Origin of the sequence: Desulfonatronospira sp. MSAO_Bac3 (assembly GCF_003838035.1) — a bacterium.
GTDB lineage: Bacteria > Desulfobacterota > Desulfovibrionia > Desulfovibrionales > Desulfonatronovibrionaceae > Desulfonatronospira > Desulfonatronospira thiodismutans.
The window spans coordinates 1-6,301 of the sequence record NZ_QYZY01000027.1 but is presented as its reverse complement, the minus strand read 5'-3'; the positions used below and the strand labels follow the sequence as shown (position 1 = coordinate 6,301).

The 6,301-nt window shown below is 51.3% G+C and carries 4 protein-coding genes; 2 read left to right on the top strand and 2 right to left on the bottom strand.

What is annotated here, in order from left to right:
* Nucleotides 1-182, top strand: a 182-nt coding sequence (locus D5S03_RS00950) for a hypothetical protein (RefSeq protein WP_502697105.1), incomplete at its 5' end; no start/stop codon positions are given.
* A 119-nt stretch (nt 183-301) separates the two neighbouring features.
* Nucleotides 302-1,969 carry a two-component system sensor histidine kinase NtrB gene (locus tag D5S03_RS00945; protein WP_287042407.1) on the top strand — a complete coding sequence of 556 codons (1,668 nt, stop codon included), beginning with the start codon at nt 302-304 and terminating at the stop codon, nt 1,967-1,969.
* A 269-nt stretch (nt 1,970-2,238) separates the two neighbouring features.
* Here D5S03_RS00945 and D5S03_RS00940 read toward each other — a convergent pair whose 3' ends face one another.
* Nucleotides 2,239-2,589, bottom strand: coding sequence for a transposase (locus D5S03_RS00940; protein WP_287042406.1), 351 nt, complete (start codon nt 2,587-2,589; stop codon nt 2,239-2,241).
* Between the two features lie 299 nt (nt 2,590-2,888).
* On the bottom strand, nt 2,889-5,627 hold the full coding sequence (locus tag D5S03_RS00935) for a bifunctional acetate--CoA ligase family protein/GNAT family N-acetyltransferase (RefSeq protein ID WP_287042405.1): 2,739 nt from the start codon (nt 5,625-5,627) through the stop codon (nt 2,889-2,891).
* Between the last annotated feature and the right edge of the window lie 674 nt (nt 5,628-6,301).

Genomic DNA, 6,301 nt, shown 5'->3' with positions numbered 1-6,301 from the left:
ACCTCAAGGAGGCCCTGCGGGGCAGATTGCCCAGAAAGTCCACCGGGGACGTATCCCAGCGGGGCGGAGACGTACTCATTGATCCCGGCGGAACCGTCCGCCTGCATTACATCGGCAAAACACCCGCAGACAGACCTGGTGTTGAATCCATCCTGAAGATTGTGCAGGAGTCCCAGCTGTAAAGTAAATTTGCTGTGCTCTTTTGCCTGCCTTGATTTACATGTCCGGGAATGTATTCTAAAATCCTGCCCGGCTTAGGTGATCAGTCTCCCCTATCCCAGTTTTTATTCCGGAGTACATAGTGGATATACGTCTGGACCGCAAAGAGGTCAGCACCGCCCTGGTTTTCGGGCTTATTTTTGTTTTGCTCGGTGCTGGGCTGTTTTTTCTTACCTGGCAGAACCTGCGCCAGCAGCAGGAACAGGTCCGGGAGCACATGGCCCTGAGTGCCCAGTCCATCGGTCGCGGTATAGAGGCCAATCTGTACCGGGGAGCAATGCGCGGGATGGGCGGCCGGAGGTGGGCCGACGAACAGGACTTTATTCCCGCTGCAGAGGATCTTTTAAAAGAACTGATGCAGGACGGGGATGTGGTTTTTCTGGGCCTTTATGGACCGGAAGGGGAGGAATTTTATACCAGCCGCGATATCCTGCCGGTGGATTTCAGGCCCGGGCCGGAGATGCTTGAGAAGGCATCCAGGGAGGTATGGAATGCTGAACTGGTGCTTGACGGACAGCAGGTTTTTGTTCAGGGCTTTCCCTCCAGGCGAATGGGGCATATGAGAGGCAGGATGCTCCAGGAGAATGATCCGGACGATGGTTATGGGAGCCTTTTTATCGCCTTGGATATGTCCGGGCACCTGGAGGCCTACAGCGGATACAAAAGAACCATATCAGTTCAGGCCGTTTTTACCTTTACTGCTTTGTTCATAATTGGACTGCTGGCCTGGGGGTATGTGCGAAAAAAGGAGCAGGGCAGACAGTTTGTACGCCTGAGCAGCTTTCATTCCAGGCTGTTGGACAACATGCCGGACGGACTTATAAGCGTAAATTCCCGGATGGAGATCACCGCAGCTAATCCAGCCGCCCAGGAACTTCTGGACCAGAATAGAAATATTGTAGGCAGCAGCCTGAGCGAGGTCCTGCCCCTGGAAATCGACCTGGAGCAAAGATCAGGCTGGCATGAGCTGGAGATGGGGAACAGGAGCATAGAGGTGCTGATACTGCCCATTGGGGAGGAAGAGGATTTTCTGGTTCTGCTCCGGGACAGGACCCGTATGCGCGAACTGGAAAGCAGTCTGGAGCATTCCAGGCGTCTGGCCGCGGTGGGGCGGTTTGCAGCCGGGCTGGCTCACGAGATACGCAATCCCTTGAGCTCGCTTAAGGGCTTTGCCCAGTATTTTCAGCAGAAATTTTCCGGAGAGGAACCTGCATCCGAGTATGCCCGGACCATGGTGTCCGAGGCGGACCGCCTGAACCGGGTGATAAATGATCTTATGTACCTGGCCCGGCCCAGGTCCCTGCAAAGGGTAGAGTTGAACCTGGCAGATCTTTTTCAGGAGGTCCGGACGCTACTGGAAATGGACCTGAGATCCGGAAGTGTTCAGCTAATTCTTGAGCCGGGTGAAGTAGAAGTAAAGGCTGACAGGGATCTTATCAAGCAGGCGGTGTTGAACCTGGTGCTGAACAGCCTGCAGGCTTCCAGGCAGGGCGGGGAAATAAGTCTTGGGGCCACCCGGGAAAAGGACCGGGTACGCATTGAGGTACAGGACCGGGGTTGCGGTATGGACGCCGCCACCCGGGAAAAGGCTCTGGAGCCATTTTTTTCCGCCCGGGAAAAGGGCAGCGGGCTGGGGCTGGCCATAGTGCACAGGATTGTCCAGGATCACGGCGGCGAAATCGAAATTGATTCCATGGAAGGCAAGGGGACCAGGGTTGCCCTGCTTCTGCCGGATACAAGCGATGGATAATCTTCAGCGGGTGTCGTAATCGGCCCGGGGGCAGTCCACGGTCACGCCCTGAGGGCCATTTGTACTGCGTAATGTCCGAGTTAATCCGTCCCTCAAAATCACGGCCATAAATTCCCCAAGGCCCCAAGAACTGTGGCAACTTATGCCCTCAATTGACTGGTACTCAAAAATATGCAAATTGAATATGATGAAGATGCGTCTGCAAAAAGTCGCTTTTTTGCCAAATCAAGATTAACGGCCAATAATTCGTGTTACGATTTTTTCGATGATCAGCTAAAAATTTTTGGACGCAGGCCCGAGACGATCAAAGTCTTGCCAAGATATGAACAGAAAAGCCATAAAAAAAACAAAAGTATGCCTGTATCCGGGGCTAAATCTTTATTTTTTCGAGTTCTGGACGCACTACTGCCACCTTTCATCCAGTTGAAAGCTCTTTTGATGTTTAAGGCCGTGACCGCCATGATAATTTTAAACTTTGATTTCACGGATCCCAGGCATCGCAATCTTCTCAGGCCATGATGAACCTTGAGCTGGGAAAAGCCGGCTTCACCTCCGGCCCGTTGTTTGAAAAGATTGATTAGTTTCTGATCTTCTTGAAAGGCATGTCTTCTGGCTTCCAACGCGAGGTTTGCTCCATTGCCATTCCACCTTTGCCTTGCGCTTGGTGATTTTTATTGGACAGTCCTTGGAATGCGGGCATGCTCGACATTGTTCGGGGTCAAAGTATGAAGCCGTCTTTTGGTTTTTTTGATTGATTTTGTTTTCAAGACAGGCCTGTCCCATGGGGCAGGCATCAATGGATTGTCCATTTTCCTGAAGTTCAAAGTCCATGACTCCAAAGCCTTCAGGCGGCTTTCCGGTGGGAGGTGCTATGCGATCAACGCCTTTTTCCTGCAGGGCCTGATGGTTTGCATCGGACTCAGTCTTTGAAACTGGTTGAAAAACAAAATCTTAGACTGGAGGATGAATAATGCGGGGGGTTCATTTCCAGTTTCAATATGGTTGTTTCCGGGTCTTCGGGGTCTTTTTCCGTCCTGAATCCGAATTTTTTGGCCAAAGCGTGCATTCCGGTATTTTCGCGCAGGGCAAAGGCAGTCAGCTCCTTCAGCCCCCTTTGCCTGCAGTACCTGATCATCTTGTCCATGAGCAGGGTCCCCAGGCCCCTGGACTTTAAGTCGCTGCGGACCACAATGGCGAATTCCGCATTGGTGTTGTCCGGATCGAAAAAACAGCGCACCACCCCCAGTGTCTCCTTCCAGGCTCCATCCTCGATGGCGCCGGCAATAAAGGCCATTTCCCGGTCATAGTCTATCTGGGTCAACTGGGCCAGCTGGGAGTGGGAAAACTCATGCACAAACCCCATAAAACGCATCCTCAGATCCTCTGCTGACAGCTTCTCCACAAAATCCTGATGGCTGCGCTCATCTTCGGGACGAATGGGCCTGAGCAGGAGCCGGAGCCCAGAGGGAAGTTCAGCATGTTCTTCCAGGTATTTTGGATAGGGTCTGATGGAGAGCCTTTCTTCACCGGCTGATGCGGTAGAAGCGATACTGATCCGGGCGTCCAGTACCACTGCTCCGCCGGCATCCGCCAGTATGGTTTTTAGATTCACCTCCTGAATTTCCGGCAAATCAATTACCAACTGCGAGAGCTGAACCAGGATCAATCGAAGAGCCTGCATGTCAATTGCAGATCCTTTCCTGGAGCCTTGCAGCAGGCTGGAGATTCTGGTGTTCTGAATCATTTCCCGGGCCAGGGTCATATTCAACGGCGGCAAGCCGGCTGCCACATCTTTATAAATTCTACCTGCAGTATCGCCCTGGCCAAAATAAAGCACAGGGCCGAAATCAGGGTCCTGGGTAACGCCTGCAGTAAGTTCGTGGGCTGTGGGTCGATGGACCATTTTCTGCACGATAAAGCCTTCCAGACTTGCTTGCGGGTAGCCGGCAGCAAGCCTGGCCTGCATGGCTGCAGCTGCTTTCAAAACGTCCCCGGAAGATTCCAGGTCCAGAGCCAGCGCACCAGAATGTTTTTTGTCCTGAATGTCCGGGGAAGAAATTTTCAAGGCCAGAGGAAATCCCAGTTCCCTGGAAATCAGGGAGGCTTCCTGGGCATCGGCTGCCTGTCTGGTGGGCACTACGGGAATAGTATAAATGGACAGGACTTCATTTGTTTCTGGCGCACTTAAAAAACTTCTGTTTTCATCCAGGGCGTTTTTGAGGATGGCCCTGGCCGCCATGGGATCTGGGCTGAAGTCGCTGGGCACTGAGTCCGGGGTTTCCATGAGCAATTCCTGGTTGCGGCGATAGCGAACCATGTCCATGAAGAGCCTGGCAGCCTGGTCCGGAGTCTCGTAAGTGGGTATGCCGGCCAGGGCAAACATCCTCCTGGCCTGAGCCGCATCCTTTTCCCCCAGCCAGACAGTGATCACATTTTTTCTGGTTCTGCCCAGGCTGTTGATGACAGCACCTGCTATGTCCTGGCTGCTGGCAAAAGCGGTGGGCACATGAATAACCATGATGGCATCCACCTTTTGATCCTGGATCAGAATTTCCAGAGCCCGGGAGTATGTCTCGCTGGAAGCATGGTCAATGATGCGGACAGGTTCCTGATGGGATAATTCGGCCTGCAAACCCTGCTGCAACTGTTGTCTGGTCTGCTCCGAGAGTTCAGCCAGGCTGCCGCCCCGGGTTTTTAAAACATCTCTGGCCATCATGGCGGGTCCGCCGCCGTTGCTTAATATGGCCAGTCTGTCCCCGCGCAAAGGCTTGTATCTGGCCATGGCCTCCACTGCATCAAATAGTTCCGCCAGATCAAAAACCCTTAACATACCCGCCCTTCGAAATACTCCATCGTATATATCGTCCGTACTGACCGGACTGTCTATGTATGATGCATCCCTTACTGCAGAGATATTGAATTTATCGCCTTTGATAACCACCAGAGGCTTGTTCCTGGAAGCGGAACGGGCTGCGGAAATAAACTTGCGGGCATTGCTTACGCTTTCCATGTACAACAAAATGGATGTGGAGTGCGGATCACCTTTAAGATAATCGATGATATCCCCGAAATCTATGTCCAGGCAGTCTCCCAGGGATATGAAGTGGGAAAATCCTATGCCTTTGGACCCGGCCCAATCCAGAACAGAAATGCCCAGAGCGTCTGACTGAGACACAAAAGCTATTTTGCCCTGGGCTATATCAGTATGTCCGAAGCTGGCATTGAGGCCTGACCGGGGGACAATTATTCCCAGGCAGTCAGGGCCCAGTATGCGCATTGAGTGCTCCTTGGCGGTTTTAAGCACTGTCTGCTGCAGGGTCTGCCCGGAATCGTCCAATTGTTTGTTTAAGTCTCTGCTCATGATCAGGACTGTTCTTGTGCCTTTAATCCCCAGTTCCTGCATAAACCCGGGTACAGTGTCCGGAGGGGTGCAGACCAGGGCCAGATCCGGCACCAGAGGCAACTCCCGCACACCAGGGTAGGCCAGTATGCCTGCTACTGCCTCGTACCTGGGATTCACCGGAAGGATGGGGCCGGGCAGTCCACCCCTGAGCAGATTATGCATCACAACGGAGCCGATGCTCCCGGGCCTGTTGGAGGCGCCGATGACCGCGACTGATTTGGGCCGAAAAAGGGAATCCAGTTGCTTGAGACTCATTTCATTCCCCCTGGTATAAGACGCGACTGCAAAAAGTCTTTTTTGTCACGCGGCTTCGCGTGACAGGAATCAGTAAAAACAGAGGTTTATATAATTGGTTTGTTCCTGAATTGTAACTGTTCACCATATATATGTTCCAGTGGTCCGGAGATTCGGCAAACAGGACGTAAAAACTCGCTTCAAGGAAGCGTAAATCAAAACCTATACACGGGATTGAAAGCCAGGATGTTTCCTATAACATGCGTTGAATCAAATTCGGTGTTTTACGGTTTTGATTAACTCTTCCTACGTCGCTCAAACAGTTTACGTCCAGTTTGCCGAACCCCCGGACCCTGGCTACTCGTCCTCAGGTGGTGAATAGTTACCCTGAATTTTTCATTTCCTGACTTTTTGCAATTACATCATAAGAGATAACCCATAAGCAAGTGCATGTTTTCTTTTAAATGCATCTGCAAATAGATGGTTGTGTCCAGTTTTAGCAGGTAGTGGATAGTTACAAAATTATAAGCTCTTTTTGAAAAGTTTACAATTAATTTTTATGAGCTTTCGTTTAAAAAGGTGTTGTTTTTTAGAAAAAAATATTGACATCAGCAACAAGCTTTGCCATAGGCTGATTATAAGTCTTTTCCAAATATTTTCCGGTATTGTCTGTTTTTAATTTTATGTTTTTATTT